19 protein-coding genes and 1 tRNA gene are annotated in these 17,775 nt (G+C 61.4%); 1 reads left to right on the top strand and 19 read right to left on the bottom strand.

What is annotated here, in order from left to right; all coding sequences use genetic code 11:
• Window positions 1–43 precede the first annotated feature (43 nt).
• The gene (locus UC34_RS09215; protein ID WP_044455308.1) at window positions 44–379 is read left to right on the top strand and encodes a YegP family protein; all 336 of its coding nucleotides are present in this window, start codon (window positions 44–46) and stop codon (window positions 377–379) included.
• 137 nt (window positions 380–516) lie between these two features.
• On the opposite strand, the gene UC34_RS09210 is transcribed toward UC34_RS09215, so the two are convergent.
• From UC34_RS09210 to UC34_RS09120, 19 genes are all read right to left on the bottom strand, one after another.
• Entirely contained in the window at window positions 517–984 is a 468-nt protein-coding gene (locus UC34_RS09210) for a MaoC family dehydratase (RefSeq protein WP_044455307.1), read from the bottom strand.
• Between the two features lie 210 nt (window positions 985–1,194).
• On the bottom strand, window positions 1,195–1,680 hold the full coding sequence (locus UC34_RS09205; RefSeq protein ID WP_044455306.1) for a DUF1178 family protein: 486 nt from the start codon (window positions 1,678–1,680) through the stop codon (window positions 1,195–1,197).
• 72 nt (window positions 1,681–1,752) lie between these two features.
• Window positions 1,753–2,346 (bottom strand): NUDIX domain-containing protein, encoded by a 594-nt coding sequence (locus UC34_RS09200; RefSeq protein ID WP_044455305.1) that lies wholly within the window; start codon window positions 2,344–2,346, stop codon window positions 1,753–1,755.
• Window positions 2,347–2,425: 79 nt separating this feature from the next.
• Complete coding sequence (locus UC34_RS09195) at window positions 2,426–2,737, bottom strand: DUF2818 family protein (protein WP_044457940.1); 312 nt, start codon at window positions 2,735–2,737, stop codon at window positions 2,426–2,428.
• 69 nt (window positions 2,738–2,806) lie between these two features.
• On the bottom strand, window positions 2,807–4,276 hold the full coding sequence (gene nuoN / locus UC34_RS09190; protein WP_052810957.1) for an NADH-quinone oxidoreductase subunit NuoN: 1,470 nt from the start codon (window positions 4,274–4,276) through the stop codon (window positions 2,807–2,809).
• Between the two features lie 20 nt (window positions 4,277–4,296).
• On the bottom strand, window positions 4,297–5,778 hold the full coding sequence (locus UC34_RS09185; RefSeq protein ID WP_044455304.1) for an NADH-quinone oxidoreductase subunit M: 1,482 nt from the start codon (window positions 5,776–5,778) through the stop codon (window positions 4,297–4,299).
• Window positions 5,779–5,796: 18 nt separating this feature from the next.
• Entirely contained in the window at window positions 5,797–7,848 is a 2,052-nt protein-coding gene (gene nuoL, locus UC34_RS09180; RefSeq protein ID WP_044455303.1) for an NADH-quinone oxidoreductase subunit L, read from the bottom strand.
• Between the two features lie 15 nt (window positions 7,849–7,863).
• Window positions 7,864–8,175 (bottom strand): NADH-quinone oxidoreductase subunit NuoK, encoded by a 312-nt coding sequence (nuoK, locus tag UC34_RS09175; RefSeq protein WP_023596640.1) that lies wholly within the window; start codon window positions 8,173–8,175, stop codon window positions 7,864–7,866.
• A gap of 9 nt (window positions 8,176–8,184) precedes the next feature.
• Window positions 8,185–8,820: an NADH-quinone oxidoreductase subunit J gene (locus tag UC34_RS09170; protein WP_044455302.1), complete on the bottom strand. Its 636-nt coding sequence runs from the start codon at window positions 8,818–8,820 to the stop codon at window positions 8,185–8,187.
• 80 nt (window positions 8,821–8,900) lie between these two features.
• The gene (gene nuoI / locus UC34_RS09165) at window positions 8,901–9,392 is read right to left on the bottom strand and encodes an NADH-quinone oxidoreductase subunit NuoI (RefSeq protein WP_039399235.1); all 492 of its coding nucleotides are present in this window, start codon (window positions 9,390–9,392) and stop codon (window positions 8,901–8,903) included.
• Between the two features lie 23 nt (window positions 9,393–9,415).
• Window positions 9,416–10,480, bottom strand: coding sequence for an NADH-quinone oxidoreductase subunit NuoH (gene nuoH, locus UC34_RS09160; protein ID WP_044455301.1), 1,065 nt, complete (start codon window positions 10,478–10,480; stop codon window positions 9,416–9,418).
• On the bottom strand, window positions 10,481–12,793 hold the full coding sequence (nuoG, locus tag UC34_RS09155) for an NADH-quinone oxidoreductase subunit NuoG (RefSeq protein WP_044455300.1): 2,313 nt from the start codon (window positions 12,791–12,793) through the stop codon (window positions 10,481–10,483).
• Window positions 12,794–12,822: 29 nt separating this feature from the next.
• Window positions 12,823–14,115 (bottom strand): NADH-quinone oxidoreductase subunit NuoF, encoded by a 1,293-nt coding sequence (nuoF, locus tag UC34_RS09150; RefSeq protein ID WP_044455299.1) that lies wholly within the window; start codon window positions 14,113–14,115, stop codon window positions 12,823–12,825.
• The gene (gene nuoE, locus UC34_RS09145) at window positions 14,112–14,612 is read right to left on the bottom strand and encodes an NADH-quinone oxidoreductase subunit NuoE (RefSeq protein WP_044455298.1); all 501 of its coding nucleotides are present in this window, start codon (window positions 14,610–14,612) and stop codon (window positions 14,112–14,114) included. Before nuoE ends, nuoF begins: the two co-directional genes overlap by 4 nt.
• A gap of 171 nt (window positions 14,613–14,783) precedes the next feature.
• A complete protein-coding gene (locus tag UC34_RS09140) occupies window positions 14,784–16,037 on the bottom strand; it encodes an NADH-quinone oxidoreductase subunit D (RefSeq protein WP_044455297.1) in 1,254 nt (417 codons plus the stop codon).
• A gap of 9 nt (window positions 16,038–16,046) precedes the next feature.
• Window positions 16,047–16,646 (bottom strand): NADH-quinone oxidoreductase subunit C, encoded by a 600-nt coding sequence (locus UC34_RS09135; RefSeq protein ID WP_044455296.1) that lies wholly within the window; start codon window positions 16,644–16,646, stop codon window positions 16,047–16,049.
• Window positions 16,647–16,658: 12 nt separating this feature from the next.
• The gene (locus UC34_RS09130; RefSeq protein ID WP_010807413.1) at window positions 16,659–17,138 is read right to left on the bottom strand and encodes a NuoB/complex I 20 kDa subunit family protein; all 480 of its coding nucleotides are present in this window, start codon (window positions 17,136–17,138) and stop codon (window positions 16,659–16,661) included.
• 48 nt (window positions 17,139–17,186) lie between these two features.
• Entirely contained in the window at window positions 17,187–17,546 is a 360-nt protein-coding gene (locus UC34_RS09125; protein WP_039368621.1) for an NADH-quinone oxidoreductase subunit A, read from the bottom strand.
• A gap of 130 nt (window positions 17,547–17,676) precedes the next feature.
• Window positions 17,677–17,761: transfer RNA gene (locus UC34_RS09120), tRNA-Leu, on the bottom strand.
• Window positions 17,762–17,775 lie beyond the last annotated feature (14 nt).

Genomic DNA, 17,775 nt, shown 5'->3' with positions numbered 1-17,775 from the left:
AGTCCCTCGCCGCTGGCCATTGGAAGATCCGGGAGATCCACATATGTCAGGCAAGTTCGAACTCAAGCGCAGCCCCAACGGTGAATTCCACTTTCACCTGCTGGGCGAGAGCGGCCACACCATTCTCTCCTCCGAGAGTTACAAAGCGCGCGCCTCCGCGCAGAACGGCATCGAGTCCGTTCGGAAGAACTCCGCCGAGGATCACCGTTTTGAGCGCAAGACCTCGACATCGGGCCGTCCCTACTTCGTGCTCAAGGCTCGCAACGGCGAGATCATCGGTCAGAGCCAGATGTTCTCCAACGCGGAACAGATGGAAGACGGCATCAAGCAGGTCAAGCACGACGCGCCGTCGGCATCGGTGAGCGATTTGTCGCACTGACGACGCGGCCGTTCGAGGGGGCGTCGGCGCCTTCGGGCGGGTAGCCACACGGGCGCCGCGAACGGCGCTCTCGATACGTCCGACGCCGCAACGACCGTCCTCCTGCGCTGCAACGTCGAGCGGCACTGCCGGTTGGCCTACACAGACGGTTGAGCAGTCCGCTTCAGATACAGTCCGGTGCCCCGGAAGCGGCAGACTTCTTCACCATGCTGATTCGTCGCCGTCCACAGTTGACGCACGATGCCGCGATCCGGACGACTCTTCGAGGCGCGCACTTCGAGCGTGCTGCTCGTGACCGTTACGGTATCGCCGGGGCGCACCGGCTTGAGCCACTCGATCTGCTCGACCCCGGGTGACCCCATGCTCGACGAGCGCGACAGCAACTTGTCGACGTTCATGCGCATCATGATGCTGCACGTGTGCCACCCGCTGGCCACCAGCCCGCCGAAATGCGACTCGCGCCCGGCGGCTTCGTCGATGTGAAAGGGTTGCGGATCGAACTGCCGCGCGAAATGGACGATTTCGTCCGCCGTGAACGTGTATTCGCCAAGATCGAAGGTGTCGCCGACGGCGAAGTCTTCAAAGTAATACTCAAGCGTTGCCATCCCAACCTCCCGGTGTGCGAGTGATCGATGTGCATGGCGCGATCGGAATCGGCATGCGTCTGATGAGCATTATGCATGACGCCACCCGGCCGTCGAGACCCAGTGTGTGTGTGGCGGGCGTGGTGTGCCTTGGAGGGCCCTGAATGGCTTGTAGCGCGCTTGGCGGGGGCGTCTGAGGGCATCCAGGAAGCGCCGCGCGCCTCAGGATCGCTATTGCAGCGTTTCCTTCACGCCGTCGGGTAGCGGCAGCGACATGATGTCGATGCCCTCGTCCGCGAGCGCCTCGGCTTCTTCACGCGACGTCGTACCGCGGATGTTGCGCTCCGGGGCTTCCTGATAGTGAATCTTGCGAGCCTCTTCGGCGAAGTTGTTGCCGACGTCCTCGGTATTGGCGATGACGTGCCGTATCGCCTTCATCCATAGCGTCTGCAACTGACGCTGTGCCTGGGCGGCTTCCGGCGACGGCGCATCCGCACGCGCCGGGCCGTGGCCCACGGGTGTCGCCGGCGCGTCCGCACGAGCGGTCGCCCCGGACAGATTCAGCCGGGGCGCAGACGGCGTGCGCACGATGGCCGTATCGCCGCACACCGGGCAGCTGACGAGCCCCCGCGCCTGCTGCGAGAGGTAATCGTCCTCCGAGCCGAACCAGCCCTCGAAGGTGTGCTCATGGGCACAACGCAGATCAAAAACCTTCATGATGCAACGTAGATGTCCTCGCCCCGGCCAACGCCGGGGTCAGGGATCGAAAAATGACCGTGTGACGGGAAATCAGCGCAACGGCGAACGTTCGCCGGGCTGCCAGACTCCCGATAATATCTTCTCCAGCCAAAACGCGCCGATGATCGTCTTGACGTCCGTGATCCGTCCGTCCCGCACCCACTGGATCAGTTCCGTCGCGGGCATCTTGAAGACATCGAGAAACTCTCCCTCGTCCAGACGCTGCTCGCCCTTCGTCAGATCGCGCGCCAACCAGATATCGATGAACTCGGTCGAATAGGAAATCACCGGGTGAATCCGCGTGAGATAGTCCCAGCGACTGGCCATGTAGCCGGTTTCTTCGAGCAGTTCGCGCTGCCCGCACACCAGTCCGCCTTCCGCTTCGTCGAGCTTGCCGGCCGGCAACTCCGTCATCACGCGCTGGAGCGGATAACGATATTGACGCTCCATAAGCACCTGTGCGTCTTCGAACAGCGGAATGACCATCACCGCCCCGGGGTGAGTCGTATACTCGCGGATCGCCGTCTTGCCGTCGGGCAGGCGCACACGATCGCGCTTGATGGTCAGGAACGCGCCTTCATAGACGGTATCGCTCTCGATACCCGTCTCGATCAGGTGCAGATCGTCGTTCTGAGGTTGGGTCATAAGCCCTCCACGGCTGAAAATTGGCGAACCCAAAATACAAAACGCCGCCCTCGGGGCGGCGTCTTGCGAAGCATCCATCTCACGCGGCAGCCGCCGGTCGATGGCGCCACAAATACCGGTAGACGAAGCCCGGAAACGCGAACACGACAAACAGGCTTGCGGTCACGGCGTAGAATTCCCAACCCTGCGAGAACACGTTACCGATCCCCGACTCGATCAGGTAGCCCAGCGCCCCCACAACGAAGTACGCCACCACCATCTCGATCAGACGCAGCCACAACGGCTTGACCGCCGCCTTGCGTGGGAGAAGGCCGATCAACCGCTGGTTCACGAACGGCAGGTTCGCGCCCAGCACGGCCAGCAGAATCACCAGCGTTCCTCCTGCCGACATGCCCATCGTTCGACTCTCCTTCCCTATTTCCGTATTACCGTGCTTCCGTATCGCCTCAGGCTGGACGAATCAACTCGCCAGCGTCAGCTTGATCGTGCGCAGGCACCAGTCCATCAGCGACCCCGGCATCAGGCCCAGATAGAGCATGGCCAGACCGTTGATCGACAGGACGAAGCGCATGGCGCCGCCACCTTGCAGCGCGTTGGTGTCTTCGGCCTTGTCGAAGTACATCAGCTTCACGACACGCAGGTAGTAGAACGCACCGATCAGCGAAGCGATCACGGCCACCACAGCCAGCCACACCATACCGGCGTTCACGACCGCTTGCAGCACGGCCAGCTTGGCGTAGAACCCGGCGAGCGGCGGAATGCCGGCCAGCGAGAACATCAGCATCAGCATGACGAACGCGAACCACGGGCTACGCTGGTTCAGACCCTTCAGGTCCGAGAGGTTCTCGGCCTCGAAGCCCTGACGCGAGAGCAGCAGCACGATACCGAACGTGCCCAGCGTGGTCAGCAGGTAGATCACGCTGTAGAACAGCGACGAGCCGTAGGCGTCGGCGATACCGTCGATCTTGCCGCCCACCACGCCCGAGAGCATGCCCAGCAGCACGAAGCCCATATGCGAGATCGTCGAGTAAGCCAGCAGACGCTTGACGTTGGTCTGCACGATGGCCGTCAGGTTACCGATCACCAGCGAGAGCACTGCCAGGATGATCAGCATCTGTTGCCAGTCGATCGCCAGCGGCAACATGCCTTCGACGAGCAAGCGCAGCAGCAGTGCAAAGGCGCCCAGCTTCGGTGCACCGCCGATGAGCAGCGTCACCGGGGTCGGCGCGCCCTGATAGACGTCCGGCACCCACATGTGGAACGGCGCGGCCCCCAGCTTGAACGCCAGACCGGCCACCACGAACACCACGCCGAACACCAGCACGATCTTGTTCACGGCGCCCGAGGCGATCACTTCGAAGACCTTCGCGAGTTCGAGCGAACCGGTTGCACCGTACATCATCGACATGCCGTACAGCAGGAAGCCCGACGCGAGCGCGCCCAGCACGTAGTACTTCATGGCCGACTCGGTCGCATTCGTCGAGTCGCGCCACACGGCAGCCAGGGCGTACAGCGACAGCGACATCAGTTCCAGACCCAGATAGAGCGTCAGGAAGCTGTTGCCGGAGATCATCACCGACAGGCCGAGCAGCGAGAACAGGCTGAGGACGTAGAAGTCGCCACGGGCGAGGCCGCGCGCTTCCAGATACTTCTGGCCGTAGATGAAGGTGACGAACGTTGCCAGGCCACCGAAGGCCTTGAGCAGGTTCGACATCGGGTCGGCGATGAACACGTTGCCGAACAGGTAATGCGACGTCGAGTCCCCGGCGTTGCACGCCCACAGCACGGAAACGACAGCCGACGTGATGAGCGCCAGCACGTAGTTGAGCTTGCGCGTCTGGCCGAGGAACGCGTCGCACATCATGATCACGAGGATCATGAGCAGCAGGATGGCCTCCGGCAATGCAGGCAGCAGATTAATGTTTTGCATGATCTAGATGTCCTCCCCGATTACGGCAGCTTGGTCTGCGCCACGTGGGCGAGGAGGTTAACCACGGAGGTGTGCATCAGGTCCGTAAAGGGCTTCGGATAGATACCCATGAACAGCGTGAGCGCTGCCAGTACCGCCAGCATGAAGAACTCGCGCTTGTTGATATCCACCAGTTCGCGCACGTGATCGTTGGCGATCGCGCCGAAAATCACACGCTTGTACATCCACAGCGAATACGCAGCGCCGGTGATCAGCGAGGTCGCAGCCAGCAGGCCCACCCAGAAGTTCAGCTTCACGGCACCGAGAATCACCAGGAATTCCCCCACGAAACCCGACGTTGCCGGCAGACCGCTGTTGGCCATTGCGAACAGCATGAGGAACGCGGCGAACTTCGGCATCGTGTTCACGACACCGCCGTAGTCGGCGATGTTGCGCGAATGCATGCGGTCATACAGCACGCCGATACACAGGAACATGGCGCCCGAGACGAAACCGTGCGAGATCATCTGCACCATCGCGCCCTGCATGCCGATTTCGCTGAACATGAAAAAGCCGAGGATCGCGAAGCCCATGTGAGCAATCGACGAATAGGCCACCAGCTTCTTCATGTCGGTCTGCACCAGTGCCACGAGACCGATGTAGACGATGGCGATCAGCGCGAGCGCCACCATCAGACCCGACAGGTAATGGCTGGCGTCCGGTGCGATCGGCAGCGAGAAGCGCAGGAAGCCATAGGCGCCGAGCTTGAGCATGATCGCCGCCAGAACGACCGAGCCGCCCGTCGGCGCTTCCACGTGCGCGTCCGGCAGCCAGGTGTGCACCGGCCACATCGGCACTTTCACGGCGAAGGCCATGAAGAAGGCCACGAACAGCAGTATCTGCACGTTCATCGGCAGCTTCGCGGCGTACCAGTCGGTCAGCGTGAACGAACCCGTCACGTTGTACAGATAGATCAGCGCGATGAGCATCAGCAGCGAGCCGAGCAGCGTGTACAGGAAGAACTTGAACGCTGCGTACACACGGTTCGGTCCGCCCCACACACCGATGATCAGATACATCGGGATCAGCGTGGCTTCGAAGAACACGTAGAACAGCATGCCGTCTTGCGCCGAGAACACGCCGATCATCAGGCCCGAGAGGATCAGGAAGGCGGCCATGTACTGCGCCACACGCTCCGTGATCACTTCCCAGCCCGCGATCACCACGATCACCGTGATGAGCGCCGTGAGCACGACCAGCCACAGCGAAATGCCGTCGATGCCGAGGAAGTAGTTGATGTGGAAGCGTTCGATCCAGCTCGATTTCTCGACGAACTGGAACGCAGACGCTTTGGCGTCGAAATTCGAGATCAGCGGCAGCGTGACCAGGAAGCTCAGCAGCGAACCGATGAGCGACAGCGCGCGTGCGCCGCCCGGATTGCGGTCGTTGCCCACCGCGAGGACGACGATCCCCGAGATGATGGGCAGCCAGATGGCCAGACTCAGAAGCGGTAGCGATTGCATTGTTATTGGCTCCCCCTGTTACTTGCCGTTCAACGTCACAAACAGCGTCAGGAGCCCGAGCATGCCGATGATCATGGCGAACGCGTAGTGATAGATGTAACCGGATTGGACGAAGCGGATGACGCCGGCGAACCAGCCCACCAGACGTGCGCTGCCATTCACGAGCGCGCCGTCGATCAGGCCCTGATCGCCCGCCTTCCACAGGCCGCGGCCAATCTTGAGCGCGCCCTTGGCGAAGACCACTTCGTTGATCTTGTCCATGTAGTACTTGTTATCGAGCAGCTTGTAGACGCCCGAGAACCTGTTCTTCAGCGCTTCCGGAATATCCGGGCGCTTGAGGTAGAAGAACGCTGCCAGGATGATGCCCAGCGCCGACAGCGCGATCGGCAGCGTGCCGAACGAGTGCAGCGCCATCGCCACCCAGCCGTGGAACTCGTGGCCGAGCTCTTCCATCGCCGGGTGATTTTCGCCGATGAAGATCACGTCCTTGAACGCCACGCCCTGCTTGAAGAACTCGCCGAAGAGCATCGGGGCGATCGCAATGGCACCGATGATGACCGACGGAATCGCCAGCAGGATCAGCGGAATCGTGACGACAGCCGGCGACTCGTGCGGCTTCTGGCCCGGGGCCAGACCGTGGTGCTCGTCGTGCGAATCCTCTTCTTCCTCGTGGTGCGCATCGTGATGATCATGCGCATGGGCCTGACCGAAACGCTCCTTGCCGTGGAAGACCAGGAAGTACATACGGAACGAGTAGAACGCCGTGACGAACACGCTGGCGACCACTGCGAAGTAGGCGAAGCCCGAACCCGGCAGATGCGAGGCAGCCACCGCTTCGATGATCGAGTCCTTCGAATAGAAACCCGAGAAGAACGGCGTGCCGATCAGGGCGAGCGAGCCCAGCAGCGACGTGATCCACGTGATCGGCATGTACTTCCACAGGCCGCCCATGTTGCGCATGTCCTGATCGTGATGCATGCCGATGATGACCGAGCCTGCGCCGAGGAACAGCAGCGCCTTGAAGAACGCGTGCGTCATCAGGTGGAAGATGGCGACCGGGTAGGCCGACACGCCGAGCGCGACCGTCATGTAACCGAGCTGCGAGAGCGTCGAATAGGCCACGACACGCTTGATGTCGTTCTGGATCATGCCCAGGAAGCCCATGAACAGCGCCGTGATCGCACCGATGATCGTGATGAACGACAGCGCAGTGTCCGACAGTTCGAACAGCGGCGACATGCGGCTCACCATGAAGATACCGGCCGTCACCATCGTTGCGGCGTGAATCAGCGCCGAGATCGGGGTCGGGCCTTCCATCGAGTCCGGCAGCCAGACGTGAAGCGGGAACTGCGCCGACTTACCCATCGCGCCGATGAACAGGCAGATACAGGCCACGGTGATCAGGCGCCAGTCGGTGCCCGGGAACGACAGGGCCGCGACATCGTTGGCCTTGGCGAACACTTCGCCGTAGTTCAGCGTGCCGGTGAAGGCGAGCAGCAGGCCGATACCGAGCAGGAAGCCGAAGTCGCCGACACGGTTGACCAGGAATGCCTTCATGTTGGCGTAGATCGCGGTCGGACGCGTGTACCAGAAACCGATCAGCAGGTACGAGACCAGACCCACCGCTTCCCAGCCGAAGAACAGTTGCAGGAAGTTGTTGCTCATCACGAGCATCAACATCGAGAACGTGAACAGCGAGATGTAGGAGAAGAAGCGCTGGTAGCCAGGATCTTCCGCCATGTAGCCGATGGTGTAGATGTGCACCATCAGCGACACGGAGGTGACCACGCACATCATCGTGACGGTGAGCGTGTCGACGAGGAAACCGATCTCGAGCTTGAGCTCGCCGATGCGCGCCCATTCGTAGACCGTGGCGTTGAAGCTCGCCCCGTTCAACACGTCGATGAAGGTCATGACCGACAGGACAAACGCGACCAGCACGCCGAGGATCGTGACCGTGTGGGCGCCCGCGCGTCCGACTTGCTTGCCGAACAGGCCGGCAATCATGGAGCCGACAAGCGGCGCCAGCGGAATCGCGAGCAGCAGGTTGGGATTCAATGTGGATGCCATAACAGCGTTCGCTTTTTAACCCTTGAGGCGGTCGAGATCTTCGACGTTGACCGTTTCGAGCTTACGGAACAGCGTGACCAGAATGGCCAGACCGATCGCAGCTTCTGCGGCGGCCACCGTAAGAATGAAGAACACGAATACCTGACCGGCGATGTCGCCCAGGTAATGTGAGAACGCGACGAAGTTCAGATTGACCGCGAGCAACATCAGCTCGATGGCCATGAGCAGCACAATCACGTTTCTGCGGTTGAGGAAGATACCGGTAATGCTGATCGCGAACAGAATCGCGCCCAACACCAGGTAATGCGCTAGCGACAACGACATCATGCTGTCTCCTTATTCCGCCGCCGGCTTGTCAGTGCCGGTGGATTGCTGCCGAGCTTCGGCGGGCATCGACACCAGACGCACGCGGTCGCGCTTCTTCACGCGCACCTGCTGGCTCGGGTCGGTCTGTTTGTGGTCCTTACGGGTACGCATCGTGAGCGCAACGGCTGCCACGACGGCCACCAGCAGGATCAGACCTGCCACTTCGAAGGCGAAGATGTAATCGGTGTAGAGCGCCACGCCGAGGGCCTTGGTGTTCGGTACGTCCGGCGCCGACACGGCCTTGACCGGGGCACGCGTGGCACCGTAGCCGCGCATCAGCACGAGCGCCGCTTCGACGATCATGATCGCGCCGACGGTACTCGCCAGCGGAATGAACTTGCCGAAGCCGCGACGCAGTTCGTCGAGATTGATGTCGATCATCATCACCACGAACAGGAACAGCACCATCACCGCGCCGACGTAGACGAGCACCAGCATGATTGCCAGAAACTCGGCTTCGAGCAGCATCCAGATCGCCGCAGCATTGAAGAACGCCAGCACCAGGAACAGTGCCGACTGTACGGGGTTGCGCGAGGTCACGACCTTGAGGCCGGAGATCACGAGGATCAGCGCAAACACGTAAAAAAGAAAAGTTGTGAATTCCATAATCACCGGGTGTGCCGAGAATTAGCCAACGTCTGTTGCCGTACCGGGCGCGCTACCCATGCACCGCGCCCTGCCCTGCTTTAACGGTACGGCGCATCGGCCGCCTTGGCCGCCGCGATTTCGTTTTCGTAACGATCGCCCACCGCGAGCAACATCTCCTTGGTGAAGTACAGATCGCCGCGCTTCTCGCCGTGATACTCGAGAATGTGCGTCTCGACGATCGAGTCCACCGGGCAGCTTTCTTCGCAGAAGCCGCAGAAAATGCACTTGGTCAGATCGATGTCGTAACGCGTGGTACGACGCGTGTTGTCTTCACGCACGTCCGATTCGATCGTGATGGCCATTGCCGGGCACACCGCTTCGCACAACTTGCAGGCGATGCAACGCTCTTCGCCGTTGGGATAACGACGCAGCGCATGCAGACCGCGAAAACGCGGCGACAGCGGCGTCTTCTCTTCCGGAAACTGCACCGTCACCTTGCGTGCGAACGTGTAGCGCCCCGTGAGCGCCATGCCCTTGAGCAGTTCCAACAACAGGAAACTGCCGAAAAAGTCCTTGATTGCCCTTACCATGGGATTCCTCTACTCCGTTCGCCTCAGCCCCAGATGTTCCAGGGCGACATGATCCAGCCCCCAACCACGATCACCCAGAGGATCGTCAACGGCAGGAACACCTTCCAGCCCAGACGCATGATCTGGTCGTAGCGGTAGCGCGGGAACGTCGCACGCACCCAGATGAACACCGACAGCAGCAGGAACACCTTGAACGCCAGCCAGAACACGCCCGGGATGAACGACAGGAAGCCGAACGGCGCACTCCAGCCACCCAGGAACAGCACCGACGCAAGCGCCGAGATGATGATCATGTTGATGTACTCGGCCAGGAAGAACAGGGCGAAGCCCATGCCCGAGTATTCGATCATGTGACCGGCCACGATTTCCGACTCGCCTTCCACCACGTCGAACGGGTGGCGGTTCGTCTCGGCAATGCCCGAGATGAAGTAGACGACGAACATCGGCAGCAGCGGCAGCCAGTTCCACGACAGCAGGTTCAGGCCCATGCCGGCGAACATGCCGTGCTCTTGCGAGCGGACGATGTCCGACAGGTTGAGCGAGCCGGCCGTCATCAGCACCGTGACCAGCGCAAAGCCCATCGCGATTTCATACGAAATCATCTGGGCCGATGCGCGCATCGCGCCGAGGAAAGCGTACTTCGAGTTCGACGCCCAGCCGGCGAGAATCACGCCGTACACGCCGATCGACGAAATGGCGATGGCGTAAAGCAGACCGGCGTTCACGTCGGCCAGCACAGCGCCCGGCTGGAACGGGATCACCGCCCAGATGGCGAACGCGGGCAGCACGGCCATCACCGGCGCGATGGCGTAAATGCCCTTGCTGACCTGCGACGGCGTGATCACTTCCTTGAGCAGCAGCTTCAACACGTCGGCGATCGGCTGGAGCAAACCGGCCGGGCCCACGCGGTTCGGACCGAGACGCACGTGCATCCAGCCGATGAGCTTGCGCTCCCACAGAATCAGATACGCCACGCACAGCAGCAGAATCACGGCGACGACGAGAATGCGGACCAGCGCCCACACCGTCGGCCAGGCAACGCCCAGCAATTGCGTGCCGTATTGATTGATGACTTCGTTCAGGCTCATTTACGCCTTCTCCACCGAAATTTCACCGAACATCGCGCCAAGCGCGGCGGACGCCGGCGTGGCTGCCGGTACGCGCACCACATTGGCGGGCAGCGTTTCCGAGCGAGCGGCCGGCAGCGTAACCACGGCGTCGCCCTGGCGCACGCGAACCGCGTCGCCCTTGGCGAGACCCAGGCTGTCGAACAGCGCCGCCGGCAGCGTGGCGCGCAGCGCAGCCTTGGCATCGTTGGTCAGTTGCAGCGACGGCGCGCGGCGCACGAGCCCGTCGGCAGCGTAAATGGGCACATCGGCCAGACGCTCCAGACCTTGCGTCGGTGCCTTCGGTGCTACCAGTGCAGCCTTCGCGCGGTTGTCGAGCGACGCCGCCGAGAAACCCGCCAGCGCTTCGTCGCGCACTTGTTCGGCCGTGTCCTGTTCGAAGCCTTGCAGCTTGAGCAGGTTGCCCAACACGCGCAGCACCTTCCAGCCCGGGCGGGTCTCACCCAGCGCACGCACCACGCCGTTGAAGTGTTGCGGCAGACCTTCGGCGTTGATGAACGTACCCGCCGTTTCCGTGAACGGGGCGATCGGCAGCAGCACGTCGGCGTATTCGAGACCGTGCTTGAACGGCGAGAGCGAAACGACCATCTTCGCGGCGCCCAGTGCCGTGAGGGCTTGCTTCGCATCGGCCGAATCGAATTCCGGCTCGGCGTTCAGCAGCAGATAAGCCTGACGCGGCTGTGCGAACAGCGCGGCAGCGCCCTTGGCATTCGTCGCCTTGACGGCATAGCCGCCAACCGTGTTGGCGCCTTCGGTCAGGAAGCCGAGCTTGGCGCCGGTCAGGTCGGCGATCACTTGCGCGATGGCATGCAGTTGCGCGAATTGCGGATGCTGAACTGCCGCGTTGCCCAACAGAATCGCACGACGCTCGCCGCTGACGAGCGAAGCGGCGATGGCCTTGGCAGCTTCGCTGGCATTCACACCGGCCAGCTCCGCAGGCGCGGCAACGCCCTTGGCAGCGGCGGCGGCCACGGCGATACCGGCCAGCTCGCTTACCCACGCGCTCGGTGCGGCAATGATCTTGTTGGCGAGTTTCACCAGCAGATCGTCGTCCGAGCCATGCAGGAGGTTCAGCTGAGCACCGGCCTTGACGGCCGAGCGCAGACGCGAGGCGAACAGCGGGTGATCCTTGCGCAGGAACGAACCGACGACCAGCGCGCTTTGCAGCGTGTCCAGTTCGGCGATCGGCAGGCCGAGCCAGGGCGCACCCTGCGTGCCGCCCGACACGTCGGTCTGACGCAGACGGAAATCGACGTTGTCGCTACCGAGTGCACGCACGAACTTTTGCAGCAGATGCAGTTCCTCGACGGTCGCATGCGGCGACGCCAGCGCGGCGACGGCGTCGGCGCCGAAGTCGCGGATGATGTCCGTCAGGCCATGGCCGACATACTCGAGCGCCGTTTGCCAGTCGACTTCATGCCATTCACCGCCCTGCTTGAGCATCGGCTTGGTGAGGCGCTCGTCGCTGTTCAGACCTTCGTACGAGAAACGATCCTTGTCCGAGATCCAGCATTCGTTGATCGCTTCGTTCTCGAGCGGCACAACGCGCATGACCTTGTTGTTCTTCACTTGCACCACGAGGTTCGCACCCACGCCGTCGTGAGGGCTCACCGACTTGCGGCGCGACAGTTCCCACGTACGGGCGCTGTAGCGGAACGGCTTCGAGGTCAGTGCACCGACCGGGCACAGGTCGATCATGTTGCCCGAGAGTTCGGAGTCGACCGTCTTGCCGACGAACGACGTGATTTCCGAGTGCTCGCCACGACCCAGCATGCCGAATTCCATGACCCCGGCCACTTCCTGGCCGAAGCGCACGCAGCGGGTGCAGTGGATGCAGCGCGACATCTCTTCCATCGAGATGAGCGGGCCCACGTTCTTGTGGAACACCACGCGCTTTTCTTCCTGATAGCGCGATGCCGACTTGCCGTAACCGACTGCCAGATCCTGCAGTTGGCACTCACCGCCCTGATCGCAGATCGGGCAGTCGAGCGGGTGGTTGATCAGCAGGAACTCCATGACCGATTGCTGTGCCTTCACAGCCTTCTCGGAGTTCGTACGCACGATCATGCCGTTGGCCACCGGCGTAGCACATGCCGGCACAGCCTTCGGGGCCTTCTCGACCTCGACCAGGCACATGCGGCAGTTCGCAGCGATGGACAACTTCTTGTGGTAACAGAAGTGGGGAATATAGGTGCCGTTCTTCTTGGCAGCCTGGATCACCATGCTGCCTTCGGGCACCTCGACCTTTTGGCCGTCAATTTCGATTTCAACCATAGCGGTTCAATGCCAAGCGTCAAAAGGGATTAGTGAGCGCCGACCAAGCAATGCTTGTGCTCGACGTGGTAGGCGAACTCGTCCCAGAAGTGTTTGAGCATGCCGCGCACCGGCATCGCTGCGGCGTCGCCCAGCGCGCAAATGGTACGGCCCATGATGTTCTCGGCCACCGAGTTGAGCAGGTCCAGATCTTCCTTGCGGCCTTCACCATGCTCGATACGATTGACCACGCGCCACAGCCAGCCCGTACCTTCACGGCAAGGCGTGCACTGACCGCACGATTCTTCGTAGTAGAAGTAGGACAGGCGCAGCAGCGACTTCACCATGCAGCGCGTCTCGTCCATGACGATCACGGCGCCCGAACCCAGCATCGAACCTGCCTTGGCGATGCTGTCGTAGTCCATCGTGGTTTCCATCATCAGCCCGGCCGGCACGACCGGTGCCGACGAACCGCCAGGAATCACGGCCTTCAACTTCTTGCCGCCGCGCATGCCGCCGGCCAGTTCGAGCAATTCGGAGAACGGCGTGCCCAGCGGCACTTCGTAGTTACCCGGCAGCTCGACGTCGCCCGACACCGAGAAAATCTTGGTGCCGCCGTTGTTCGGCTTGCCCAATTCCAGATACTGCTGCGGACCGGTGGCCAGCAGGAACGGAACGGCAGCGAACGTTTCGGTGTTGTTGATGGTCGTGGGCTTGCCGTACAGACCAAAGCTCGCCGGGAAAGGCGGCTTGAAACGCGGCTGTCCCTTCTTGCCTTCGAGCGACTCGAGCAATGCCGTTTCTTCACCGCAGATGTACGCGCCATAGCCATGGTGTGCGTGCAACTGGAACGAGAAGTCCGTGCCGAGAATGTTGTCGCCCAGATAGCCGGCAGCGCGCGCTTCTTCCAGCGCCTCTTCGAAGCGTTCGTACACTTCGTAGATTTCACCGTGGATGTAGTTGTAGCCGACGGTGATGCCCATGGCATAACCACCGATGGCCATCCCTTCGATCAGCGCGTGCGGGTTGTAGCGCAGAATGTCGCGGTCCTTGAACGTGCCCGGTTCGCCTTCGTCCGAATTACAGACGAGGTACTTCTGCCCCGGGAACGCGCGCGGCATGAAGCTCCACTTCAGCCCGGTCGGGAAGCCTGCGCCTCCACGACCACGCAGGCCGGACGCCTTGACGTCTGCAATGACCTGCTCGGGCGTGATGCCTTCCTTCAGAATACGGGCGAGCTGCTGGTACCCCCCGCGCTTGACGTAATCTTCGAGATGCCAGTTCTCGCCGTTCAGATCGGCAAGAATCAAGGGCTTGATGTGACGGTTGTGCAGCGACGTCATGCTTTCTCTCCTGCAGCGCCCTTGGCCTTGAGCTCATCGAGGAGCGCGTCGACCTTTTCTTCGTTCATGAAGCCGCACATGCGATGGTTGTTCACCAGCATGACGGGAGCATCGCCGCAAGCGCCCATGCACTCGCCTTCCTTGACCGTGAAGAGGCCGTCGGGCGTGATATCGCCATACTCGACGCCCAGCTTCTCCTTCAGGTACTTGGCCATTTCTTCGCCGCGCGTGAGCTGGCAAGGCAGGTTCGTGCACACGGTCAACTTGAACTTGCCCACCGGGCTCGTGTTGAACATGGTGTAGAAGGTTGCGACCTCTTGCACCGCGACGGCGGGCATTTCGAGGTAGTCCGCCACGAATTGCATCACTTCGGGCGACAACCAGCCTTTTTCGACCTGCGCAACGGCAAGCGCGTGCATCACCGCCGACTGCTTCTGCTCGGCAGGGTATTTGGCAACGGCACGGTCGATTTTCTTCAGGGCTTCGGGAGAAAGCATTTCCGATCCGACTGTTTTCTAAAACGTTATCCCCGCTCGTGCCAGCGCGGGCGCGCCGATTTTGTCGACTGCCCACGCACTACTGGCACGGCTACTGGAAACGGCAATGGTATCGACCTGCGAAACCCTGCCGAATAAAACTCGCGGGCGCCTGAGGCGCCCGCTGCGCATTTAGCGATCGATCTCGCCGAACACGATGTCCTGGGTTCCGATGATCGCGACAGCGTCTGCAATCATGTGACCCTTCGCCATCTCGTCGAGCGCGGAAAGGTGGGCAAAGCCCGGCGCACGAATCTTGAGGCGGTACGGCTTGTTCGCGCCGTCCGACACCAGATAGATGCCGAACTCGCCCTTCGGGTGCTCGACTGCGGCGTACGTCTCGCCCGCGGGCACGTGGAAGCCTTCCGTGAAGAGCTTGAAGTGGTGAATCAGCTCTTCCATGTTCGACTTCATCTCGACGCGCGAGGGCGGCGCCACCTTGTGGTTGTCGGTGATCACCGGACCCGGGTTCGCACGCAGCCACTTCACACACTGGCGGATCAGGCTGGCCGACTGGCGCATTTCTTCCACGCGCACCAGGTAACGGTCGTAGCAATCGCCTTCCTTGCCCACCGGAATCTCGAAATCCAGGCGGTCGTACACTTCGTACGGCTGCTTCTTGCGCAAGTCCCAGGCAATGCCCGAACCGCGCAGCATCGCGCCGGAGAAGCCGAGCTGCATGGCGCGCTCGGGCGACACCACACCGATACCGACCAGACGCTGCTTCCAGATACGGTTGTCGGTGAGCAGCGTTTCGTACTCGTCGACACACTTCGGGAAACGAATGGCGAAATCTTCGATGAAGTCGAGCAACGAGCCTTCTCGTGCTTCGTTCATCTTCTTGATGGCGCGCTCGTTGTGAATCTTCGACGCACGATATTTCGGCATCGTGTCCGGCAGATCGCGATACACGCCGCCCGGACGGTAGTAAGCCGCGTGCATACGGGCGCCCGAGACGGCTTCGTACACGTCGAACAGATCTTCGCGCTCACGGAAGGCGTACAGGAACACCGCCATCGCGCCCACGTCGAGCGCGTGCGAGCCGATCCACATCAGGTGGTTCAGCACGCGCGTGATCTCGTCGAACATTACACGGATGTATTGTGCGCGAATCGGCACGTCCACGCCGAGCAGCTTTTCGATCGCCATGACGTATGCGTGCTCATTGCACATCATCGACACATAATCGAGACGATCCATGTACGGCACGGACTGAAGGAACGTCTTCGATTCGGCGAGCTTTTCGGTCGCGCGGTGCAACAGGCCGATGTGTGGATCGGCGCGCTGGATCACTTCGCCGTCCAGCTCGAGCACCAGACGCAGCACGCCGTGTGCTGCCGGGTGCTGCGGACCGAAGTTCAGGGTGTAATTCTTGATGTCTGCCACAAGGCCACCTTAATGTTTCAGACCGGCGTAATGCTCTTCGCGGATGATGCGCGGCGTGATTTCGCGCGGCTCGATCGTCACCGGCTGGTAGATCACTCGCTTCTGCTCCGGGTCGTAACGCATCTCGACATAGCCCGACGTCGGGAAGTCCTTGCGGAACGGGTGACCGATGAAGCCGTAGTCCGTGAGGATACGGCGCAGGTCCGGGTGACCTTCAAATACGATACCAACCAGATCGAAGGCTTCGCGCTCGAACCAGTTCGCCGAGCTCCACAGATCGATCAGCGACGCCACGACCGGCAGATCGTCTTCCGGTGCGAACACACGCACGCGCAGGCGCCAGTTGTGGGTGAGCGAGAGCAGATGCGAGACGGCGGCGTAGCGCGGACCGTCGTAGGCGCCATCGCCATATGCCGAATAGTCGAGCCCGGCAACGTCCATCAATTGCTCGAACTTCAGCTCGGGATGATCGCGCAGGGTGCGCGCCACTTCGAGATAGTCGCTTGCCTTGACAGTGAGCGTGAGCTCGTCGAGGGCTTCCACCAACTGCTCGGCGCGGGCGCCAAGCACGTTTTGCAGGGTGGTCTTGAGTTGTTCTAGTTTAGACATGGGCGGTAGCGGTTATTTACGCGCGATCGTCGCAGTCCGCTTGATCTTCGACTGCAACTGGATGATGCCGTAGACCAGCGCCTCGGCCGTCGGCGGACAGCCCGGCACGTAGACATCGACCGGCACGATGCGATCGCAACCGCGCACCACCGAGTAGGAATAGTGATAGTAGCCGCCGCCGTTGGCGCACGACCCCATGGAGATCACCCAGCGCGGCTCGGCCATCTGGTCGTACACCTTGCGCAGCGCCGGCGCCATCTTGTTGCACAGCGTGCCGGCCACGATCATCACGTCCGACTGACGCGGGCTCGGGCGAAACACCACGCCAAACCGGTCCAGATCGTATCGCGCCGCGCCGGCGTGCATCATTTCGACGGCACAGCAGGCGAGACCGAACGTCATCGGCCACAGCGAACCCGTGCGCGTCCAGTTGATGAGTTTGTCAGCCGTGGTGGTGACGAACCCTTCGCGCAAAACCCCTTCGATGCTCATATGCTTACCCTGAATCCTTCTGCAATGCTGCCAATTACGTTGACGGTCTTATTCCCAGTCGAGCGCACCGCGCTTCCAAAGGAAAACGAAACCGACGAGCAGTTCAAGCAGGAAACCCATCATGGAGATAAAGCCCACCCAGCCGATATCGCGCAGGGCGACACCCCACGGAAACAGAAACGCGGTTTCGAGATCGAACAGGATGAAAAGGATGGCGACGAGATAGTAGCGCACATCAAACTTCATGCGCGCGTCTTCGAAAGCCTCGAAGCCGCACTCGTACGGAGAGAGTTTTTCGCTGTCGGGATTATTGGGGCCGAGGAATTTACCGACGCCAATCAGGACCGCCCCAAGACCGCCACCTACCAAGAGAAACAGCAGGACGGGATAATAGGTTCCGAGGTTCAACTCTACCCTCTTTCGGTTAGTTCAAAGAACCGCTCTCGTCGATGGTGTGGGGACCGGAAAGCGGATGAACGGTGAGCACAAAATAAAATGCCAGCCAAAGCATAAACGCAAGGCTGGCATCGTAGAACTGTGGTGCCGACGGCGAGACTCGAACTCGCACAGCTTTCGCCACTACCCCCTCAAGATAGCGTGTCTACCAATTTCACCACGTCGGCATTCATAGTCTGCA

It is taken from the genome of Pandoraea vervacti (assembly GCF_000934605.2).
GTDB lineage: Bacteria > Pseudomonadota > Gammaproteobacteria > Burkholderiales > Burkholderiaceae > Pandoraea > Pandoraea vervacti.
The sequence above is the reverse complement of the archived record's forward strand: the minus strand, read 5'-3'. Positions and strand labels throughout refer to the sequence as shown.